The sequence below is a fragment of the Murdochiella vaginalis genome (assembly GCF_902381775.1).
Lineage (GTDB): Bacteria > Bacillota > Clostridia > Tissierellales > Peptoniphilaceae > Murdochiella > Murdochiella vaginalis.
Window position 1 is genome coordinate 835,426 of record NZ_LR698969.1, and the last position, 16,949, is coordinate 852,374.

Sequence of the window (16,949 nt, forward strand, 5' to 3'; positions counted from 1 at the left end):
AAGCTAAGGGCAGAACACCGTGTGTCGTAGAAAAAATTTCGTAACCCTTGCATTTCCGAACGGAATGGGAATGCGTAGAAAGGCAAAACCATGAAAGTACAATTTTCTCCTTCCTTGATGTGCATGGATTTTTTGCATCTGCAGGAGCAAATCACCTGTCTCAACACTCGTGCGGATTATTTTCACATTGATATTATGGATGGCCATTTCGTCAAAAACCTTGCCCTATCAACGGACTTCGTGAAGGCCATTGCACCTGTTGCGAAACTCCCCTTGGACTGCCACTTGATGGTCACCGATCCGGCAGACTATGTCGATACTCTCATCGATGCGGGAGTGGAATGGATTTGTATGCAATCGGAAACCATTGTTGCGCAAGCGTTTCGTCTCATTGATCATATTCATTCTCGTGGAAAAAAAGCGGGGGTTGTGCTCAGTCCGGAAACGCCTTTTGATGCGATCCGTCACTACGTGAATAAGGTGGACAAAATCACCGTCATGACGGTCGATCCCGGCTTTGCAGGCCAAAAATTTATAGAAGAAATGTTGGATAAGATTGCCGAAATTCGTGCATATAAAGAAAAAACAGGGGCCAAGTTTCTCATTGAAGTGGACGGATCCTGTAATAAAAACACCTATCAGCGTCTCCGTACTGCCGGAGCGGAAATTCTCATTGTTGGCAGCAGCGGCCTGTTCGGTCTCGACCAAGACTTGGAAAAAGCCTGGGAGAAGATGGAACGGATCTATGAGGAAGAAACGGGTGAATCATTATGCGTAAAGTAATCGGAATCGATATCGGGGGCACGAATATTCGCCTGGGTGTCGTGGACGAGAAATTGCATCTTTCGCATTTCGAGAAGTCTTCCAGTGCCTTTCTTCGTGAGCCGGATTCCTCAGAAAAACTGGTGGATTTTCTTCGGAACTATATGGAACGGTATGCTCTTACCGATATCGAGGCAATTCGTATTGGCGTTCCTTCCATGGTGGACCGTGATCGCGATTATGTGTATCGTGCACCAAACCTGGGTGGTTTAGTGGAGTTGAAATTGGCTACCTTGCTTCGTGAAGCGCTGCATTTACCGGTTGCCGTCGATCGTGATGTCAACCACCTCCTGCTTTATGATATTCACGAATTGGGGCTGGATCCGAAGAGAACGAAAACGATTCTGGGGTTTTATATTGGCACGGGTTTAGGAAATCCTATTTGGCTCAACGGAGAAATTTTCCGCGGGAAACATGGGGTCGCCGGAGAATTGGCACATATTCCGCTTTACGGGGAAGACATTGCCTGCCCGTGCGGAGGAAAGGGGTGCGTGGAAATGCTTGCCTCCGGTCGTGCACTGGAGCGTATCCAGCAACGGTATTTTCCGGACACGTCCATTGGCGACGTTTTTACCCTTCACAGAGACACCGAGCCGATACGGCACTTTATCGAGACATTGAGTTATCCACTGGCTACGGAAATTACGCTTTTGGATCCGGATTTGATTGTTTTATCCAGTGGTGTAGTGGGCATGAACGATTTTCCAAAAGAGCAGCTTATAAAGGAGGTGACGAAGCGTGTAAAGCATCCTGTTCCCGCAGAGGACTTGGAATATATTTTCCCGGAAACAGGACATGAAAATGGGGTTATCGGTGCAGCAATTGCAAGATTCTTTTATGATGAGGAAAGTGAAAAATAGTCTGTAATGGAAAAGGAGAAGATCATGAAAAAACGTGTATTGTTGATGCTACTTTGTCTCGTTACGGTCTTTGGACTGGCCGCTTGCGGTAAGAGCAACGAGGGCAAAGAACCTGCTTCGTCCGCCGAGGAATCACAAAGTGCGCAAGCCACGGACTCGAAAGAGAGTGGAAATGCGGAGTATGCGGTGATCTTGAAAACCCAGGCTTCCGACTTTTGGGTCAAGATGAAGGAAGGCGTGGAAGAGGAAGCGAAAGAACTGGGAATTAAAGTCGATATTTTCTCCGCGCAGAGTGAAGAAAATACGGAAGAGCAGCTGAACATTTTACAGAATGCGGTGAACAAGGGCTATAAAGCGATCGGAATTGCACCGCTTTCACCGGTTAACGCCGTATCGGCCGTTGCCGAAGCGTATAAGAAGGGCATCTATGTCATGAACATCGACGAGAAGTTGGACATGGATCAACTGAAACAACAGGGTGGCGCGGTTATCGGCTTTGCGACGACGGACAACGTGGCCGTTGGTAAAAAAGCGGCGGACTTCATCATTGGAAAAATCCAAAAAGGCGACAAGGTTGCCATTGTGGAAGGAAAAGCGGGCAATGTTTCCGGAGAAGATCGTAAAAATGGTGCACAAAAAGCGTTTGAAGAGGCCGGAATGACAGTGGTCGGCTCTCTTCCTGCCGACTGGGATCGTCAAAAAGCATTGGACGTTGCGAACAGCTTTATTCAACAGAATGCGGACCTAAAAGCGATCTATTGCTGCAACGACGGCATGGCCTTAGGTGCTTTGCAGGCGGTTATGAATGCGAATAAATTAGGGGAAATCCTGGTTGTTGGTACGGACGGCGATGCGGAAGCCGTTGCTTCTATTGAAAAAGGCGAATTGTCCGCTACCGTTGCACAGGATCCCGCGGGGATCGGCCGCACCTCTCTGCGTGAGATGGTAGAGGCTGTGAAGAACAAGATCACGGTTGACCCGAATGCAGAAGCGAAGGTATTGCCGGTTGAATCCAAGCTGATCACGAAGTAAACTATTTCCGAAGGGCGTTTCGGTACGGAAAGAAGGAACAGAATGAAAATTGGATTTGGCTGTGATCACGTCGGCGTGGACTTAAAACACGCGCTGATGGCACACTTGGAAGAAAAAGGCTACGAGTGCATTGACTATGGAACGGATGAGGGCGTACGTGTAGATTATCCGGATTATGGTCATATTGTCGCCCATAAAGTGGCGGAAGGCGAAGTGGATAAAGGCGTGCTCATTTGCGGTACGGGTATTGGCATTTCGCTGGCAGCCAATAAAGTTCCGGGCATTCGTGCCGCAGTATGTTCCGAGCCGTATTCGGCCGCGATGGCAGTACGGCATAATAACGCGCAAATTATCGCCATGGGCGCGCGCGTCGTAGGCGAGGAATTGGCAAAATGCATCGTGGACGCCTTCTTTGATGCGGAATTTGAAGGTGGAAGACATGCGCGTCGCGTCGAGAAGATTGAGGAAGTCTGCTAGACGAATGCGATGATGCCTGCAAGCTCGGAAAAGCCTGAGGGAAGAGGAATCTGCTCTCAGGCTTTTGCTCTTGCAGAGAGGACGGGAGGAACCATGTATAAAAATTTGGGCGTAAAGCCCTATCTCATGCCCATGCCGGTGCTGATTATCGGCACATACAATGAAGACGGAACACCCAATGCGATGAATGCCGCGTATGGATGCATGCGGGATAGCGAAACGGTTTCGCTGTATCTGAGCAGCGAACATAAAACGGTGGAGAATCTTTTGCGGACGAAAGCATTTACGATCCATCTGGCGGATGCAGAACATCGACTGGAAGCGGATTTCGTCGGCTGCGTTTCCGGCAAGACGGTTGCGGATAAAGTGGAGCAAACCGGTTGGTCGGTTACCAAAAGCGAGCACGTGGATGCCCCGGTGTTTGCCGGCTTTCCCTTGGTCATGGCATGCACACTGCTCACCTATGATGCGGCCGATGGGCATTTGGTGGGCGAGGTGCAAAATATGGCGGCCGAGGAAACCTTTCTGGATTCCTCCGGGCAACTGCACGTAGAGGAAATGGAGTTACTCACCTATAATCCCATCGAAAACGCCTATCATATTGTGGACGATCGTGTCGGAGAAGCCTTTGCGACCGGCCCAAACGAGGAGGAAGATTCCGAAGAGCCGGAGGAGTCTTCGGAGTCGATGGAGGAAGAGAAAAGGGAGATTCTTTCTCAAAACCGTGCGGAGCGCATCGCCCGTGTCCAACGGATGGAAAAGGTCATGAACGAACTGGCCTCCCTGCAGGCAGAGCTCAATCAGGCGCTGGATCATTTCGAAGCCTTTAAAGAGCAGAGCGACGCATTTGATGCATATTACTCTTCGCGAGACTGGATGGATGACTATGAGGCTTCCTCACTCGGCATCATTCCGGAAGAGATCGACCAAGGTGTGCTGACGGAAGATTTGCCCTATGATGTGCTTTGTGAAAAGGATGCGCTGGCAAGACGCATGCGTGCTTTGGCCCGTGCCTTGCTGATCCGGTAACGCTCCGCTTTTTTCATCGTGTAACGCTGTGTTTCTCTTGTTCTCTTGACAAGCATATCGATAGGATCTAAAATGACACCGTGTCATAAATGACACGGTGTCATTTTTTGTGTTGTTTCATGAAAGCCATATGTTCCGTGTTTCGAATAGGGAAAAAGGCGTTTTTTCGAAGCCGTGCGGGTGATCAAAAAGGAGAGAGTATGCCGACAGGAACCTATTTTCGCTTGGGGGATGACAAGCGTAAGGCAATTTACTGTGTGCTGGTTGATGAATTTAAGTCCCTTCCGTTAGAGGAGATTACGGTAAAGAGAATTGTGGAACGCTTGCATCTTCCGCGCGGCAGTTTCTATCAATATTTTTCCTCGTTAAATGATTGCTACTTCTACGTATTGGATCAGGAGCTGACAGAGGTGCATTCCCTCTTTGCCCGCCTCATTGCCGAGACAAAGGGCAACCTTTTTGCGGCCCTGGATGCTTTCGGCGATGCGGCGGCGGAGCTTTTGTACGATCCCGAGCACTATGGTCTGTATCGGCAACGCTATCTGTTTATGAACGCCGCCTTGGAGCGTGAATGGCGCCGTTACCGTGAAGAGAGCGAGGACTATACCCGCGACATCGAACAGTGGGTGGATCCGGAGAAAGTGGATTATCTGCGCGCCGTGGTGCATCACCTGATTCGGCGTTTATTTTCCGAAGAGTGGAGCCGGGAGGAATTCCTTTCGCAGTATCGTCGTTATCTTGGTTGGCTGAAGGGAGGCTTGCAAAATGATGAATCTGATGGAACCGTTCTTTGATATTGCCTACTTGGGCGTGGTCCTCAGCATGGGGATTCGCCTTTTAATGGAAGATGGAAGAGACGCTAAAACATTCGGGCTGATGGCTGTTTTGCTCGGCCTCGGGGACGCTTTTCACCTGCTTCCGCGCGTGATGAGCAATCTTACACAGGATGGCTTCCATCGCTATATTCCTCTGCTTTCCTGGGGAGAATTTGTTACCAGTATCACGATGACCATCTTTTATCTCCTCTTTTATCGCTACTATCAGAGCATGAGCGGCGACAACGATAAACGAAAGACCAACTTGGTGTATATTCTCGTCGCACTTCGACTTCTTCTTGTCCTTCTGCCGCAAAACGAGTGGGGAACGGAAGGCAATTATTTCTTCGGCCTTCTTCGTAACGTTCCCTTCGCTCTTCTCGGCCTGGCGCTCGTGGTCTGGACGGCTAAGGCGAACGAGAAACCGGGTCTGAAGCATACCGCTCTTTTGATTGCCGCCAGTTTTTTGTTCTATGCGCCCGTTGTCATCGGGGCCCGCTTTGCTCCCCTTCTTGGCCTTCTGATGATTCCGAAAACCGTTGCCTATGTGCTTTTGGTTCGCGTAGGGTATCGTCACTTTATTCCGACGTTTCATCCGACAGCACTTCTCAAGCAGGCCATCACGTTTTTAATGCTTGGCCTTTGCGGAGGTGTCTTTTATCGTGAATTTACTAAGGCTTTTGGATGGACGATGTATTCCGCGCTGCGCGTCGTGCATGTCCATCTCTTGGTCTTAGGATTCCTGTTTTTCCTGTTGTTTTTTGCCCTCTTGCAGCAGGAGAAGGCGCTGAAAAGCTATGCTCGGCCGCTTGGAGTCTACGTCATTGGCCTCACCTGGACGGTCGTTGCCTTTATGGTACGCGGCATATATACTATTACGGCGGAAGGAGCGGTTCTCTTTCCGGACGCTATGCTTTCCGGCATGGCCGGAATCGGTCATATTCTCTTAGGCATCGGCGTGGTTTGGACGATGCTTTCTCTGTTGAAAGAGAAAACGCATAAATTGCCACAGGAGGAATCAATTTGAAAGACTTCTTCGGACGCGTACGTGTCCGTTTGCAACGTGCCCTGATCGGACGAAATGGGCTCGACATGCTAGCCCGTGTACTGTATTTTTTCGGGTTGGGACTGCTCATCGTGCAATGGTTCGTCCCTCGCCGAGCGCTGTATTATCTTGGTCTGCTATTGCTCGCTTACAGTCTGTTTCGTGTATTTTCACGCAATGTTGCCGCAAGACAGCGCGAAAATGCTGCCTTTTTGCGCGCAACCGCCGGGATTCGCTCCCGCCTTCGTCTCTTCGGGCGCAAATGGCGTGACCGTAAAACACACCGCTACTTCCGCTGCCCGCAATGTCGAAAAACCGTGCGCATTCCCAAAACGGTCGGCAAGGTGAAGATTCATTGTCCGAGCTGTGGGCATTCCTTTATTGTACGCATGTGAGACAAAACCCCGGCCTTGCCCCGTCGCTCGCTTCTCCTCGTCCCTTCGCTGCTTTCTTTTCAGCGGTCGGGACTCGTCGAAGAGGCGACGGGGCAAGGCCGGGGTTTTGTGGTGCGTAAAGGCCAAGAAAACGATGAAGCCTAAGGTGGCGCTTAGCGCGGGGGAGTCAGGTGGTGCGCCGCTGGAAATGTTTTAGCAACGCAGTTGCGAGAGGAGCGCCGTTGGAAATAATGTTGACCGCTCGTTCATAGTTTGAACAATCTGTAAGGCGCTGGCTGAGTGCAAGATAGTGCATTTGTCAGGGCCGATTTTTGTACAGACCTTGCAAGAGAGATAAAAACTTGCTAGTTAGGGCTTTATTTTTTGGCTATCTGCAGATACGTAAGTTAGCCAGATTTCAGCCACTATTTATAAAATAAACTATTAAGAAAGACATTTGTGCGTTAAGATAAAGGGGAAATCGGGGAAGAGAATGTGACGTCCATTATGGCCGCTATATAAAGGTTATGATTGTGCAGTTGAATCTCCTTTTGCTACTTTTCGACTTGGAATGGAAAGAGATTGTATGATGAACAGTTTGACTGTGAAAGAAAAGATTAGCCTCCAATATCGCTCATTGACGCGTACAGAACAAAAACTGGCTAAGTTTGTTCTCGAAAATGCGGATATGATCTTGAAATCAAGCATTTCGGAATGCGCGACAATGTCTGGTGTTTCCGAAGCCAGCATTGTTCGTTTTTCTAAAAGTCTCGGTTACAAAGGCTTTTTGGATATGAAAATCAACTTAGCAAAGGAAGTTTCGCCAAAGAGCCTAGATATCTCTCCAATTATCGAGCGCGATGATTCAAATCAAACGATATTTGAAAAAATATTCACGTCGAACATGACCGTTTTGAAGTCGACGTTTTTACACCTGCAATATGAGACGATTCAGGAAGTTATCAATCTCCTCGTCTCGGCCAAACGTATTTTTCTTTTTGGCACTGGTGGGAGTCAAAAGGTCGTGAGTGATGCGCAGCACAAATTCCTCAAAGTCGGAATCCATGCGATTGCATACGATGATATCGATCTTCAATTTATGGCATCTTCACTAACGACAACGCAAGATTTGGTTATTGCGGTTTCCTTTTCTGGTGCAAACTATAATACGATGAAATGCTTGGAAATCGCGAAGGCGAATGGAACGAAAATCGTGTCAATTACGAGTAACGAGAGTTCACCCATTCAAAAAATTTCGGATTATACCATTTTTTCGGCTTCGGATGAAACAGCGTTTCAATCGGACTCCGTTAGTACTCGAATAGTTCAATTGACTATATTGGATTGTTTGGTTACTTGTATGGCTATGCATAAGAATAATTATATGGCTTCGAAAGAAGCGATTATGCGAACGCGAGAGGCAACATCGAACAACAAATATTAAAGTCGTTTGCATGCGAGCAACTCCTTATTCTTGAATAAGGAGTTTTTTCTATCCTAAAAATGAAGGAAAATTTTATATTTTGATAAATAATAACAAATACTTGAAACAAATTTTCATAAATGGTATGATCAAGTAAATCGATTTCACGTGTAATGAAGGGAGGATGAATGAAAGCGGTAGTTTTACATGGCCCTAAGAATTATCCAAACAACTATGAGGTAATGGAGGTTGAAAAACCAACTTGTGGCCCGGGCGATATTTTACTTCTGATGAAAGCGGCGGCTTTATGTGGTACGGATAAACGCATCTTCACCGGTGCTAAAACCAAGGGGGTTCGCAAGGATTCTATTGTCGGGCATGAGATCAGTGGTCGAATTGTTGAAACTGGGAATCAGGTGACTTCTTTTTCCGTAGGGGATCGTGTAGCGGTTGCAAATGTAATTCCTTGTGGCAATTGTCCAGCATGCTTAGATGGCCGAGAAAATGCGTGTCTGAACCGTCAAGCGATCGGCTACGAATTTAACGGAGGATTTGCGGAGTACATTTTAATTCCTGAGATTGCTATTGAACGAGGTAATGTCGTGAAACTTCCGGATGACGTCACCTATGCCTCAGGCGCATTGATTGAGCCACTTGCCTGCTGTATCAGAGGACTTAAAAATGTCGGCACGCAGTTTGCAGATACGGTTGTCATTATCGGGGCAGGCCCGATAGGGCTGATGCATGTGCAACTATCTAAAGCGGTTGGTGCCAGCCGGATCATCGTCAGCGAGTTTGACGCTGATAAACGCAAGAGAGCTTTAGAGGTCGGCGCAACAGCGGTAATCAATCCACAAGACGAAAATTTGGTTGATCGTGTTCTTGCTGAGACGAATGGTTTAGGTGCTGATCGTGTGATTATGGCCATAGGCGTGAACCAGCTGGTTCAGGATGCTCTGCGCATAACAAGGAAAGGTGGAACCCTGAATTTATTTGCCGGTTTCGCCAAAGGTGCTCTGGCCGAAATTGATCCGAGCATTATCCATTATAACGAGATTACGGTTACGGGCAGTACTGCTTATACACGTAAAGACTACCATGAGTCGGCGGAAATGGTTTTTTCCAAGCGCATTGATCTGGACGCTTTAGTTTCCAAGACCTATACGTTGGATGACTTTCGTCAAGCCTTAGAAGATCACATGTCAGGGAAATATTTGAAAATCGTTATTTTGAATGAGAAGGAGGAGTAGAAATGGGAAATGAAGCTTTAGCGTTGGGAAAAAGGGTCCGTCTTTCACGAATGGTTAATCCGGAAAGCAATAAGATGATGGCCATTACCGTGGATCATGCGATTTCTCGTGGGATTGCGCAGCTTACCGGAATTCATGATATTCAAGGAACGATTGACAAAATTGTTGCTGGTCATCCGGATGCTATCACGATGACCGGGGGAATTCAAAAGCGCTGTTGGGGAAAACATGCAGGAAGCGGCATTTCCATTTTGCATAAAATTTCCAATTATGCTCCTACTTCTCCAACGAATGACATTGTTTTTGGAAGCGTAAATGCCGCCATTCGCATGGGTGCCGATGCGGTATCCCTTGGTGCCATGACACTTGGGGATTTTCAGAATGAGCAGTTTAAAGAAATTGGGGAAATTTCGGAAGTTTGCGATGTTTTAGGTATGCCTTTGATTGGTCACATCTACCCGAAGGGGGAGAGTGTGCCGGCTGATAAGAGAACGGCATGGGAGAATATTGCATATTGTGTTCGTAGCGCTTGCGAGTTGGGATTAGATGTCATCAAAACAACCTATACAGGCGATCCGGAGAGTATGGCGAAGGTGATTTCGGTTGTTCCCTCCTCGTTCCGTGTGGTCATTCAAGGTGGTGACCCGCCGGCGGAACTTACCGGTGAAAAGAGACTGGAATATTACCTCACGATGACGCGAGAAGCGTTGGATAGCGGTGTCGGCGGCGTCACGATGGGACGTTGGGTGTGGGAATACCAAGATGTGACGGCCCTTGTTATTGCCCTTCGTCGCTTGATTCACAAAAATTATTCCGTAAAGGAAACCATGGAATTGTTAAAACAGGTGGAGCACGATAAGAACTACGAAGACTATCAAAGTTTAACGTGAACTAAAGGAGGACAAAATGAGGACGCTTATCGGTATTGATGTGGGAACAAGCGGCCTTAAAGTCATTATTCTTGAAGATTCCGGAACGATTAAGGCCGCACAAAAAGCATCATACCGCATGGTAGTCAACAATGAAAAAGAAGCGCAAATTAATGGATCGAGTTTATGGGAAGCGTTACAAAAGGCCCTGTATCAAATTGGAAAAAAAGATCGCACCTTGCTAGAAAGTGTTAAGGGAATTGGCATTTCCACACTTTGTCCGGGGCTGGTTGCTTTTGACCAAGAAGATAACCTTTTGATTGATCCAATTATCTATTCCGATCGTCGAAGCATGAAGGAAGCGCAGGAGATTTTGGACGCGGTAGGAAAAGAAAAGCTTTTCCAATGGACGGCAAACGGATCGATGGCCGGTTCTTACTCCGGCTCAACGATGCTCTGGATTCGAAAGAATTGGCCTGAAAAATATGACCGAATTAAGTACTTCGGACACATCAATACGTTTCTTGCCCATGCCATGACCGGAGAATACGCCATCGATTATTCCAATGCATCCTACACAAACCTATTTAATACCACGGGCGTTGCCGGTGAAAAAACATGGAATGTTGAACTTTGCGAGAAATTGGGTTTGGACAGAGAAAAGCTTCCTCCACTTAGAGAATCGTCTTCTGTTGTGGGGCCGCTACGGGCAAAAGACTTAATTGACTTGGGCATTCCTAAGGGCACACCTGTAGTCATTGGTGGTGCGGATACGCCCTGCTCAGCCCTAGCAACACGAACGATTCATCACGGTGACTTATGTGAATCGGCAGGAACGACAAATGTTCTGAATGTTTGTGTAGAAAAACCGATTTTCGATCCTCGCTTCATCAATCGGTATCATGTTGTTCCGAACCGCTGGATATGGCAGGGGGCGATGTCTTTCACGGGCGTAGCAAATGAGTGGTTTATTCGTCATTTCGTCATAGGGCAAACGAACCAGGAATTAACGAGTGAAGAAGCGCTGTTGGCCTTCAATGCGGAGGCCGCAGGCTCACTCCCTGGAAGCAACGGTGTGATTTTTTTACCGTATTTGCTAGGCGAACGCAGCCCTATTTGGGATGCCTACGCGAGGAGCGTGTTTTTTGGTATGTCCATTACGACAGAAAGAAAAGATCTTGCGCGAGCTATCCTAGAAGCATGCGGCTATGGCCTTCGTCAACTGATCGAAATCGCAGAGCAAACGCTTCAGCAACGTTATACGCATTTTATTTCTATCGGTGGGGGTTCACAAAGCGACCTGTGGTCACAGATTAAGTCAGATATTACAGGAAAGGAGATTCGTATTCCAAAAGTGCATGACTTTGCACCGATCGGTGCAGCCTTATTGGCAGGAATAGGAGCTTCTGTTTATGCAGATGAAAACGTTGCCGCAAATACGATCAGTATTGAGGCAAGCAGGCGCTTTATTCCCAATGAAGGCAATGCACCAATCTATTCGAAGCGGTTTGAGGTATATCGCAAACTGTATCCGGCTTTACGCGAACTGTACAGAGAGAACTTTGATCATTAATAAAAACGAGAAGGAGTCGATCATGAAAAAAAGAGCATTACTTTTCCTACTGACTTTGTGCATTACGGTTTTAACCGCCTGTGGCGGAAAAGGTGCAAATACACCGGATGCCAGTAACGCAGAAAAACCGACAGGTGAAACAACAAAAATCACGGTAGCGATCCCGGATCCGCAAAATTCGTATATTGCAGCGGCGGCCGAAGAATTCAAAAAGCGTGCTGAGGAATATTCGAACGGAAGCCTTAGTATTTCTATTGCACCGAACGGATCTTTGTATGGAGGTGATACAGCCGCCGGAATTAAGCAATTGTCTGCTGGTTCTTTAGATATGCTGATTTTAGCCACTTCTGTTTATTCAAACTTTGAGCCGGGCTTTAATGTTATATCGGTTCCCTATATGTTTGATGATCAAAAGCAACTGCTTTCTTTCTTAAATTCGAACATTGCAGACGGACTGTTTAGTCGCTTAGAAAATATGAATATTAAATCGGTTGGACGATGGACACGTTCTTTCCGCCAGATTACCAACTCGAAGCGCCCGATTACCTGTGCTAAAGATTTGGAAGGGTTGGTATTACGTGTTCCGAATAACTCACTTTACGTAGAATTCTTTAGCTCGTTAGGGACAGTCACCACCCCGATGAATTTTTCAGAAGTGTACAATGCTCTTCAATTGCAGACGTTGGATGGACAAGAGAATCCTGTGGATGTTCCTCTGTCCAATAACTTTTATGAAGTGCAGAAATACATTTCCTTTACAAACCATATGGCAGATGCCTGGGTAGTTGGCATCAACTTGGATTTTTACAACAAGCTTACGAAAGAACAACAGGATGCCATCGCCAAGGCCGGAGATGAAGTACAACAATGGAATGTTGATATGATGGCAGAACGTGATGGAAACGCTTTGAAACAGCTGGAAGAAAAAGGAATGAAATCTAACGTGCTGACCAGCGAAGCGGCCCAAGAATTAGTTGATGCTTCAAAGAAGCTATTCCCGAAATTTAAAGAATTGATCAAAGATGACAAACTGTTTGAAGAAACCATCCAGTTTACAGGACGAAACGAATAGGTGGCAAACGATGAAATCCAAAAACACGTTGAAGAAATTTTTCTACGCCGTCAATAAAGTAGAAGATTTCCTGCTCGTTGTCTTTGTTGTGGGGATGATATTGACGATTTTGATTCAAATCATCGGTCGAGCGGTGGGGAAGCCGTTTCCATGGACGGAAGAGGTAAGTCGTTACCTCTTCCTATGGATGATGTTTATTGCTCTAGCTGCCGGTTTCAATCGAGTGGAATCCTCACGAGTGACGATTTTTATAAAAAAGCTTCCTTTCGCCATTCGTCATTTCATTCCTTGGATCTACGGACTTTTTGTTACCGGCATTTTTGCCTTTATGGTAATTTACGGTAGTCAAGTAGTTATGCAACAGGTTCAATTGAATGAAATGGGGACCGCAGTTCAGATTCCTATGGCTCTTATCGGCATTTGTCAGCCTGTGGCGGGAGTTTTAGGAATCATCGGCGTCGTACAAAGTTTCCTTGAATATCCGGAACGAGTGGCAGCTATTGACGATCGGGATCAAGAGCTACGTGAGTTGGAAGAAACTAATGAAGGAGGGAACCAATGAGTATTGCAATCATGTTACTCTTTTTGCTTCTCATGTTTTTAGGTGTACCCATCGCTGTAGCCCTCGGCGCTTCTTCTATCGGTGTCATGGCAACTATGAGCAATCTGCCCTTGAATATGGCTGCACAATCCATGTTTACTGCGATGAATTCCTTTATCATGGTGGCGGTTCCATTATTCATTCTATGTGGCTCATTAATGGACGAAGGAGGAATTGCTGATCGTATTTATGAATTGGCGGAAGCCTTGGTCGGATGGATTTATGGTGGGCTAGGGCACGTTTCGGTTGTTGTAAACATGATCTTTGCAGGTATGTCCGGCTCATCGGTAGCTGCGATTGCCTCTATTGGGAAAATGTCCATCAATGCGTTAGAGAAAAAAAACTATCCAAAAGATTATGCGACAGCGATCAATCTAGCTGGCTCTATGTTGGCCTCGGTTATTCCGCCCAGTGTATTGATGATTAATGCGGCGGCAATTGGCGGCGTTTCCATTGGTCAGGCGCTATTGGCAGGATTTATTCCGGGGATTATCATCGGAATCATCTTCATGATCTACAACTATTATTATTGTAAAAAGCATGGGATCGGTGATAGAGTCAAGTTTCAGCCGAAAAAGCTGGGAACTGCTTTTGTGCGTGCTATCCCTGCTTTGTTAACGCCGGTAATTCTTCTCGGCGGCGTGTACACAGGAATTTATACGCCGACAGAAGGTGCTGCCATTGCTGTTGTGTATACCATTTTGGTATCCATTTATTTGTACAAAAACTTGACATGGAAGGATATTCCACGAATCATTGCCAAGAATGCTCGTTCTACAGGAGTTATTCTATTCGTTGCGATTGCAGCGAAGCCGGCATCTCTTCTTTTTGAAATCGATGGGTTACCGATGACTGTGGCAAATTTAATTGCCGGTATTTCCAGTAGCCGAATCATTATCCTACTGGTTCTATATGCCTTTCTGATTCTTGTTGGCATGTTCATGGATGCCACAGCAGCCATATTCATCTTAGTACCGATTTTGTTGCCGGCCGTGACAAAGGTAGGAGTATCACCTCTATTCTTTGTTGTGTTCTTGGTTATTACGCTATCCTTCGGTCTCATTACGCCACCCGTCGGAGTATGCCTTTATGCAGCAGAGAGTGTAACGAAGTTGCCGATAGAGAAGATTATTAAAGCGTCCATTCCATGGATCCTTTTGATTGCGGCAAGCCTGTTGATTTTCATCCTTCTCCCTCAAATTATTGAAGCACCGGTTTCCTGGGTATTTCCCGAAATTGCAGGTTAATCGTAATATGTTTGCAACGCTACGCTTTTCACTGATTTCAACGTAGCGTTGCAACAATTATATAGAGGTATCGGCCACAAATAGAAAGGACTTACTATGGAAGAACTACAGAGAAGTGCAGTTGTTCTGGATGGATATACGCTTAATCCGGGAGACCTTTCCTGGAAAAATTTAGAAGACGTAGCTATAACAAAAGTATTTGAACGTACTCCAAAAGAAGAGACTTCTCGGCGGATGCAAGGTGCAACGGCTGTCTTTACAAATAAAACCGAGATCACACGTCAATGTATGGAAGAAAATCCACAACTTCAATATATCGGTGTGCTGGCGACAGGATATGATGTTGTTGATATAAAAGCAGCAAAAGAGCGGGGAATCGTGGTAACGAATATTCCTAGTTATGGAACAGAATCTGTGGCACAACATGCTATAGCTCTCCTTTTGGAGCTGACGAATCGTGTCGGGCATCACGATTGTGCTGTAAAAAGAGGAAAATGGAGCAACAATCCGGATTGGACATTCTGGGACTTTCCATTGACAGAGTTAGCCGGTAAAACCATGGGAATTATCGGATTTGGTCGGATTGGACAACAAACAGGGAATATAGCACGTGCTTTACAAATGAAGGTCATTGTCAATGATCCATACAAAAATCCTTCAATGATGGAACAAGGCTATGAATACGTTGAACTGGAAGAATTGTATGCTTCTAGTGATGTTATTGTTCTTCATTGCAATTTGACGCCGGAAAATCATGGTTTAATCAATGAAGCCTCTATTGAAAAAATGGCAAAGAAGCCATTCATAATTAATAACAGTCGTGGGGGGCTTATAGAGGAAAAGGCATTGGTCAAAGCGTTGAAAAATGGACAATTGCGTGGTGCCGGTCTTGATGTCTTGGAAATAGAACCACCAGTGGAAAAGAATCCGCTGTTTTCTATGAATAAATGCATCATTACACCACATTTGAGCTGGGCGCCCATGGAATCCCGAAAGAGGTTGTTAGATCAAGCGATTTTGAATTATCAAGCTTTTTTAAAGGACGACATAATTAACGCAGTATACGAAATCAAATAAGCGTTTTTAATAGCGGATAAAATGGGCTCTATGCTAGGGCGCTGGATACAGATCAGGAGGAATGATGACGTTACGCATTGATGCAGAGACGATTATCCATGAGGCAATCGCATCACAGCGACCGGAAGAATCTGTAAAAAACGAACTCTACAAAATTATTGAGAAGATGCGTTCGGTATTTATTGTTGCTGTAGGTAAGGCGGCTTGGTCTATGGCCAGCTCTGCGGCAGAAGTTATTGGAGATCGCCTTATAGCGGGAATCGTTATCACTAAATATGGTCATATTGAAGGTCAAATCCCAAAGATTACATGCTATGAAGCTGGACATCCCATACTTGATCAGAATGGCTTATATGCTACACAGAAAGCCATCAATCTAGTAAGTGATCTTCACGAGGAGGATCATGTTGTCTTCCTGCTTTCAGGAGGAGCATCAGCATTATTTGAAAAGCCCCTCATATCCCTTGAAGAATTGAACGAAGTTAACAGACAGCTTTTAGCTTCCGGCGCAAGCATTCAAGAAATAAATACGATTCGCAAGCGTCTTTCCGGCGTGAAAGGCGGACGGTTTGCCAAATTGTGTGAACCTGCGAAAGTGACATCCATCATTTTGAGTGATGTTCTCGGTGATCGACCGGATATGATTGGATCAGGTCCTACAATCCAGGACGAATCAACTTCGGATGAGGCGAAGAAAATTGCAGATCGCCTCCACTTGAACTTATCTTTGGAGGCCCGCCAATTGCTTGAATGCGAAATACCAAAACAATTTTCGAATGTATCTAATATTGTCATCGGCTCGGTATCTTCTCTTGTAAACAAAGCGATTACAGTCGCTTCAAATCTTGGGTATGAGCTCGTCCTACTTTCGGATTGTTTTGATGTGGAAGCTAAGGAATTGGGGAGAGTACTTGGCTGTATTGCTCGAAGCAATCAGAAGAAATCCAACGTTGCATTTATATCCGGTGGAGAAACGATTGTTCATCTTACGGGTAACGGAAAAGGTGGACGAAACCAAGAAGTAGCACTTAGTGCAGCGCAAAAGATTGCTGGCATGAAAAATGTTCTCATATTTAGTGTCGGATCCGACGGAACCGATGGCCCTACCGATGCAGCCGGCGGAATGGTTGACGGTACAACAGCCCTAATGCTTCACAAAAAAGGAATTTCAATTTCGGATAGTTTAGAAAATAATGATGCATATCATGCTTTGAAAGCAGTAAATGGACTCATTATGACTGGTCCCACAGGAACCAATGTGAATGATCTAGCAGTAATTTTGATGGGATAGGATGGAAGTTGGTTAATGGAGCTATTGCCCCGGTCCACCCTCTTTCCACAACAAAGCCACCCCATCCGCTAGCCGCCTCTTCGACGAGCCAC

General features: G+C 46.1%; 17 protein-coding genes. All 17 read left to right on the forward strand.

Going from position 1 to position 16,949, the window contains the following annotated elements:
* Positions 1-90: 90 nt before the first annotated feature.
* The 17 genes from alsE (at position 91) to FXY30_RS03660 (ending at position 16,857) form a co-directional block, all read left to right on the forward strand.
* Entirely contained in the window at positions 91-783 is a 693-nt protein-coding gene (gene alsE / locus FXY30_RS03580) for a D-allulose 6-phosphate 3-epimerase (RefSeq protein ID WP_071706089.1), read from the forward strand.
* Positions 771-1,682 carry an allose kinase gene (gene alsK / locus FXY30_RS03585; RefSeq protein WP_071705347.1) on the forward strand — a complete coding sequence of 304 codons (912 nt, stop codon included), beginning with the start codon at positions 771-773 and terminating at the stop codon, positions 1,680-1,682. Before alsE ends, alsK begins: the two co-directional genes overlap by 13 nt.
* A 24-nt stretch (positions 1,683-1,706) precedes the next feature.
* Positions 1,707-2,714 carry a D-allose transporter substrate-binding protein gene (gene alsB / locus FXY30_RS03590; protein ID WP_071705348.1) on the forward strand — a complete coding sequence of 336 codons (1,008 nt, stop codon included), beginning with the start codon at positions 1,707-1,709 and terminating at the stop codon, positions 2,712-2,714.
* Between the two features lie 42 nt (positions 2,715-2,756).
* Positions 2,757-3,191: a ribose 5-phosphate isomerase B gene (gene rpiB / locus FXY30_RS03595; protein ID WP_071705349.1), complete on the forward strand. Its 435-nt coding sequence runs from the start codon at positions 2,757-2,759 to the stop codon at positions 3,189-3,191.
* A gap of 93 nt (positions 3,192-3,284) precedes the next feature.
* Complete coding sequence (locus FXY30_RS03600; protein WP_071705350.1) at positions 3,285-4,220, forward strand: DUF4298 domain-containing protein; 936 nt, start codon at positions 3,285-3,287, stop codon at positions 4,218-4,220.
* Positions 4,221-4,420: 200 nt separating this feature from the next.
* On the forward strand, positions 4,421-5,014 hold the full coding sequence (locus FXY30_RS03605) for a TetR/AcrR family transcriptional regulator (protein WP_071705351.1): 594 nt from the start codon (positions 4,421-4,423) through the stop codon (positions 5,012-5,014).
* Positions 4,986-6,062 (forward strand): DUF2871 family protein, encoded by a 1,077-nt coding sequence (locus FXY30_RS03610; RefSeq protein ID WP_071705352.1) that lies wholly within the window; start codon positions 4,986-4,988, stop codon positions 6,060-6,062. The genes FXY30_RS03605 and FXY30_RS03610 overlap by 29 nt, the downstream gene beginning before the upstream one ends.
* Entirely contained in the window at positions 6,059-6,475 is a 417-nt protein-coding gene (locus tag FXY30_RS03615) for an FYVE zinc finger domain-containing protein (protein ID WP_083428179.1), read from the forward strand. The genes FXY30_RS03610 and FXY30_RS03615 overlap by 4 nt, the downstream gene beginning before the upstream one ends.
* Positions 6,476-7,040: 565 nt before the next feature.
* On the forward strand, positions 7,041-7,898 hold the full coding sequence (locus tag FXY30_RS03620; protein ID WP_162272153.1) for a MurR/RpiR family transcriptional regulator: 858 nt from the start codon (positions 7,041-7,043) through the stop codon (positions 7,896-7,898).
* Between the two features lie 167 nt (positions 7,899-8,065).
* Positions 8,066-9,127: a zinc-dependent dehydrogenase gene (locus tag FXY30_RS03625; protein ID WP_071705353.1), complete on the forward strand. Its 1,062-nt coding sequence runs from the start codon at positions 8,066-8,068 to the stop codon at positions 9,125-9,127.
* Positions 9,128-9,129: 2 nt separating this feature from the next.
* Positions 9,130-10,017, forward strand: a complete 888-nt coding sequence (locus FXY30_RS03630; RefSeq protein WP_071705354.1) for a class I fructose-bisphosphate aldolase — start codon at positions 9,130-9,132, stop codon at positions 10,015-10,017.
* 16 nt (positions 10,018-10,033) lie between these two features.
* Positions 10,034-11,569 carry a xylulokinase gene (locus tag FXY30_RS03635; RefSeq protein ID WP_071705355.1) on the forward strand — a complete coding sequence of 512 codons (1,536 nt, stop codon included), beginning with the start codon at positions 10,034-10,036 and terminating at the stop codon, positions 11,567-11,569.
* 22 nt (positions 11,570-11,591) lie between these two features.
* The gene (locus tag FXY30_RS03640; protein WP_071705356.1) at positions 11,592-12,641 is read left to right on the forward strand and encodes a DctP family TRAP transporter solute-binding subunit; all 1,050 of its coding nucleotides are present in this window, start codon (positions 11,592-11,594) and stop codon (positions 12,639-12,641) included.
* Positions 12,642-12,651: 10 nt separating this feature from the next.
* Positions 12,652-13,203, forward strand: coding sequence for a TRAP transporter small permease (locus FXY30_RS03645; protein ID WP_071705357.1), 552 nt, complete (start codon positions 12,652-12,654; stop codon positions 13,201-13,203).
* Positions 13,200-14,489: a TRAP transporter large permease gene (locus tag FXY30_RS03650; RefSeq protein WP_071705358.1), complete on the forward strand. Its 1,290-nt coding sequence runs from the start codon at positions 13,200-13,202 to the stop codon at positions 14,487-14,489. The genes FXY30_RS03645 and FXY30_RS03650 overlap by 4 nt, the downstream gene beginning before the upstream one ends.
* A 96-nt stretch (positions 14,490-14,585) precedes the next feature.
* Positions 14,586-15,566, forward strand: a complete 981-nt coding sequence (locus FXY30_RS03655) for a D-2-hydroxyacid dehydrogenase (RefSeq protein ID WP_071705359.1) — start codon at positions 14,586-14,588, stop codon at positions 15,564-15,566.
* A gap of 64 nt (positions 15,567-15,630) precedes the next feature.
* Positions 15,631-16,857: a glycerate kinase type-2 family protein gene (locus FXY30_RS03660; protein ID WP_071705360.1), complete on the forward strand. Its 1,227-nt coding sequence runs from the start codon at positions 15,631-15,633 to the stop codon at positions 16,855-16,857.
* The last annotated feature ends 92 nt before the right edge of the window (positions 16,858-16,949 follow it).

Excerpts from the sequence above, each read along its gene's own strand:
- FXY30_RS03620 (WP_162272153.1), top strand. The coding sequence starts at position 7,041 with ATGATGAACAGTTTGACTGTGAAAGAAAAGATTAGCCTCCAATATCGC.
- FXY30_RS03640 (WP_071705356.1), top strand. The coding sequence starts at position 11,592 with ATGAAAAAAAGAGCATTACTTTTCCTACTGACTTTGTGCATTACGGTT.
- FXY30_RS03635 (WP_071705355.1), top strand. The coding sequence starts at position 10,034 with ATGAGGACGCTTATCGGTATTGATGTGGGAACAAGCGGCCTTAAAGTC.
- FXY30_RS03610 (WP_071705352.1), top strand. The coding sequence starts at position 4,986 with ATGATGAATCTGATGGAACCGTTCTTTGATATTGCCTACTTGGGCGTG.
- FXY30_RS03630 (WP_071705354.1), top strand. The coding sequence starts at position 9,130 with ATGGGAAATGAAGCTTTAGCGTTGGGAAAAAGGGTCCGTCTTTCACGA.
- FXY30_RS03655 (WP_071705359.1), top strand. The coding sequence starts at position 14,586 with ATGGAAGAACTACAGAGAAGTGCAGTTGTTCTGGATGGATATACGCTT.
- FXY30_RS03625 (WP_071705353.1), top strand. The coding sequence starts at position 8,066 with ATGAAAGCGGTAGTTTTACATGGCCCTAAGAATTATCCAAACAACTAT.
- FXY30_RS03600 (WP_071705350.1), top strand. The coding sequence starts at position 3,285 with ATGTATAAAAATTTGGGCGTAAAGCCCTATCTCATGCCCATGCCGGTG.
- FXY30_RS03650 (WP_071705358.1), top strand. The coding sequence starts at position 13,200 with ATGAGTATTGCAATCATGTTACTCTTTTTGCTTCTCATGTTTTTAGGT.
- rpiB (WP_071705349.1), top strand. The coding sequence starts at position 2,757 with ATGAAAATTGGATTTGGCTGTGATCACGTCGGCGTGGACTTAAAACAC.
- alsE (WP_071706089.1), top strand. The coding sequence starts at position 91 with ATGAAAGTACAATTTTCTCCTTCCTTGATGTGCATGGATTTTTTGCAT.
- alsB (WP_071705348.1), top strand. The coding sequence starts at position 1,707 with ATGAAAAAACGTGTATTGTTGATGCTACTTTGTCTCGTTACGGTCTTT.
- FXY30_RS03660 (WP_071705360.1), top strand. The coding sequence starts at position 15,631 with ATGACGTTACGCATTGATGCAGAGACGATTATCCATGAGGCAATCGCA.
- FXY30_RS03605 (WP_071705351.1), top strand. The coding sequence starts at position 4,421 with ATGCCGACAGGAACCTATTTTCGCTTGGGGGATGACAAGCGTAAGGCA.
- FXY30_RS03645 (WP_071705357.1), top strand. The coding sequence starts at position 12,652 with ATGAAATCCAAAAACACGTTGAAGAAATTTTTCTACGCCGTCAATAAA.
- alsK (WP_071705347.1), top strand. The coding sequence starts at position 771 with ATGCGTAAAGTAATCGGAATCGATATCGGGGGCACGAATATTCGCCTG.